The organism is Ruminococcus sp., assembly GCF_019417665.1.
GTDB lineage: Bacteria > Bacillota > Clostridia > Oscillospirales > Ruminococcaceae > Ruminococcus_C.
On sequence record NZ_DXUU01000109.1, the window covers coordinates 1 to 3,690 of the forward strand.

4 protein-coding genes are annotated in these 3,690 nt (G+C 47.6%); all 4 read right to left on the reverse strand.

All coding sequences use genetic code 11. The features are described 5' to 3' along the window. The coding region (locus QZ375_RS13915) for a phage tail tape measure protein (protein ID WP_295219933.1) at positions 1-1,303 on the reverse strand (1,303 nt) is incomplete at its 3' end. 232 nt (positions 1,304-1,535) lie between these two features. Next, positions 1,536-1,736, reverse strand: a complete 201-nt coding sequence (locus QZ375_RS13920) for a hypothetical protein (RefSeq protein ID WP_295219935.1) — start codon at positions 1,734-1,736, stop codon at positions 1,536-1,538. 45 nt (positions 1,737-1,781) lie between these two features. Then, a complete protein-coding gene (locus tag QZ375_RS13925; protein WP_295219938.1) occupies positions 1,782-2,018 on the reverse strand; it encodes a hypothetical protein in 237 nt (78 codons plus the stop codon). Next, positions 2,015-3,690 (reverse strand): phage minor capsid protein (locus QZ375_RS13930; protein ID WP_365729260.1); only part of this gene is annotated, 1,676 nt, incomplete at its 5' end. The genes QZ375_RS13930 and QZ375_RS13925, both read right to left, overlap by 4 nt.

Genomic DNA, 3,690 nt, shown 5'->3' on the forward strand with positions numbered 1-3,690 from the left:
TGCTAGTGATACCTTCAATGAGCATTTGCAGGATATCTTTTGCCTTTTCCTTGATGGTCGGCAAATTCTCCTGAATACCAGTGACGATCTTTTCAATGATTTCCTTGCCTTTTTCTACCCAGCCCTCAATGACCGGGGCAATAGCATCCAATGCCGTCTTTCCGGCTTCGACAATCCCGTCAAAGATCTTTCCGGGATCACCATCTGCATTATTTAGTACATTGACAAAACCGCCGATAGCGTCAGCCAAACCACCGGACAGGTTTGATCGAATGTCGATGGTAGCCTTGCCGATGGTGCGTTTTAGTCCTTCCATGGCGCTGCCAACATCGTCATACTTGACCTCGTTGATCTGCCCCAGGGCGTCATAAGCCACGCCGGATGCATCTTCCATACTCGCCAGCATAGGTAACAGATTGGCTTCCAGATCTTCATACTGTGTACCAAACAGACCAACAGCCGCCGCATTTTTCGCTACGGGATCTTCCATGGAATCCAGCGATTTTACTACCTGGAAAAACGCTTCCTGCGCCGTGTCACCGCCTGCAGCAAACTTCGCTGTCATTTCCCCTGCGTTCATGCCGATGGCTGCAAATGCTTCTGCGGATGTATCAGAGCCGTCCTTTGCCCGGATGTTGAATTCCTTGACCGCATCGCCCACCTTGTCGATGGAGAACGCACCGGATTCCGCGCCGGCAATCAGGGACTGCGTGAACTGTTCCGCATTTAAGCCCAATGCGGCATACTGTGCGGAATATTCGTTGAGAGTGTCCAATAAATCGCCGTTCTGATCAGCGCCGTTCTGCGCACCCACGGCAATCAGGTTATACGCTTCTTCGGCAGAAATACCGAAATTCGTCATAAGGGCAGACGCTGCGCGGGTGGATTCGTTAACTTCATAACCAAAGGTGTCACCCAGGGCAAAAGCACCCTCTGTGGCTTTCTGGAGTTCTTCACCCATCAGTCCGGTCTGCTTAGACACTTCCGCCACGGCGTTGGCAGCGTCCTCGTAGGATTCGCCAAAGTTGTTGCTGTAGACGTCTTTCACAACGTCACGCAGCCCCTCCAGCTCTGCACCGGTCGCTCCTGTGGATGCTGCCATTTGGTCGATTGCCTGGTTAAATTCGTCACCAGATGAAATCATGTTGCCGAAGCCGGACAGGGCTTTCTTACCCAGATCTGACAGCATATTGCCCATTGCCACAGATGCGGCGGAAATAGTGCCTTTCATGCCTTCGATTTTTTGGTCAAATCCGCTGGTATCTCCGTCAATTGGGACTTTTACGCTTTCTTCATCTGCCATGAAAATCACCTCCTACAGGGCATAAAAATAGCGCCCGGATTTCTCCGAACGCTGGGTTTTGGGTATAAAAATAGCACCTCGGCTGAGATGCTTATTTTTCTGATGTTTCTCCTGTTAACGCTTTGTAGATATCACACATTACGGCGCATAACCCGTTATACGCAGCTGGGTCATCTAAAAAATCGTTGATTGTCAAACATGATATCTTCTGCTTCGTTAAATTGCTCTTTTGTCATTTGCAACTCCTCTCAGAAATAATAGCAGGTGAGATGCTTATTTTTTCATTATCCAATAAGTACAATTCTTTCATCGCATAATTTATGAGTTCGATTTGTTTGTATCCCTCATCCACAGAACATATTGTGGCTTCAGTGACTTGATCCAACAATTTTTCAAGGTACTCCCGGTATCTTTCTTTTGTTATCTTTTCCACGTATAACTCCTTTCAGGCATAAGAAAAGCGCACCGGATGGTACGCTTAAAAATCAATAATGTCGATGTCGTCTATAATATCTTGGAGTTTCTTTCCATCAAAAAAAGGAACGCTCATGGCTTCTGTGATGTTAATTGCAGCGTATTCGTGATCATACCCGCACCACATATTATACTCTCCATTTACCGGGTCAATACCACAAATTTTTCCATTATACTCGAATGAAACATGAGTAGCGTTCTTTTCCAGACGATTTTTTATTTCGTTTACGGTTTTCTTCATAGTATATCACTATCCCTTTTTCTTTCTTCTGGTGTAAGTTCTCGTGCTTCTCCACGTATCGTATTCCCATTTTCATCAACATAATAATCGTGCGCATGTTCTCCAAACTCGCCAAATGCTGTATCACCTGGATTTCCATGCCCATTATTGCTAATCTGAACGGTTTGATTTCCATCATTACCATAGTAATCACGATTTACACCGCCATATTTATTAACAACTTGCGATATTGAATTCGGTTCTCCTGTTGTCAAAGATTCGTTTTTTAATCTAACGATTTCTCCGGCAGCATTTTTTGTTTCTGTATCAATTATAGCACCATTTTCATCTTTTGTCAACTTTGAAAGAACTCTTTGACCAACTTCACATGATTTCTTTTCGCACTTCTGCAGTTCCTCTTCACTTAGTTTTGGTGATTTTGTTTTACCTTCTGCTAATTCTTTGACTTTTTTCTCCAGTTTCTGATAATCTTTTATCAATGACGTCCTGCTACCTTGTTCGGCTAGTGTTTTTGCCACTTCCGCTGGGTCGGAACTACCAAATGAAATGCCACTTTTTCCACTCTTATACCATGTTTCTGCCAACTTTGCAGTTCTATCTTTAAGTTCGTCAATTGGCATTTCCCTTAACTGGCGTTTTGTAAAATGATCTGGGGTTAACATATGCATTGTTGGTGTTTCTATTCTCTCGGTATGATACGTCTTACCCGTACCGCCATTATCCTTTTGCGCCAATGGTGTAATATCCACAGCGTGATCGGCACTATTTGCACCAGTATCAGCAGTATTTTTATGCTTCTTCGCCGCATGAACCGCCTTCTGCGCCTCACCCTTCCCGAATCCCGCAACCTGTTCCCGGAACGTATCACGCCGCCGCCCGGTCTGCTGGCAGAAGTCATTCAGAATCCGCTCAGAGTCTTTCAGCTTCGCTGCTGTGGTCATGTACTCAGTTTGCAGTACCATCCGGGTGTCCTCGTCCGGCGCGTTCTCTACAGCCGTCTGCGCTGCCAGCGTGCGCCGTTTCAGCGCACGGACTTTCCGCTCTGCTGTCCGCTGCATCTGGCTGACCTCATACTCCGTGTACTTCTTGCCGTTGTATGGGATGCTCTTTTCGTCCAGCTTTTTCAGCTCTGCCTGCGTGTAGTTCGGTGTGGAAAGCCCCGGATAATACGGATGCCAGTTGTGCCGACAGTTCCAGCCCTTAAAGCCATCGCCTTTGCCGTAGCCGATCTCGTGCAGCGTGAATACTTTCAGCCCGTCAATGACCTTTTCCTTGCCGTTTCCACGGATGCGCACAAGCTGCCCCTGCCATTTCGCATGGTCCGGACGTGCGCCGGAATGGGCTGTCAGCTCCATGTAATCACACCCGGAATCCTCTGCACGCTTTTTCGCCACTGCTGCCGCAGTCTGCCCCACGCCGGTCAACACGCAACGTCTAACCGCAACGTCAATGCGGTCACGATGTCCGGTGGGGTAGGTGACATATGCGCCGCCGTCCGCCAGATTCTTGACCGCCATGCGGATGGCTTGCTGATAGCTAAACGCACCGCTTGACACCTGCATATACGCCTGATCACAAGCGGCGATAAACGCTTTCTGTGTGGTGCTTGCCGTAGTACTGACCAGATTATTCATGGTACCAAGCGTCTTTTTATACCCGGCTTCCAGCACCT

Bases quoted from the DNA above. Each gene is read 5' to 3' on its own strand.
- QZ375_RS13925 (WP_295219938.1), bottom strand. From the start codon at position 2,018: ATGAAGAAAACCGTAAACGAAATAAAAAATCGTCTGGAAAAGAACGCT.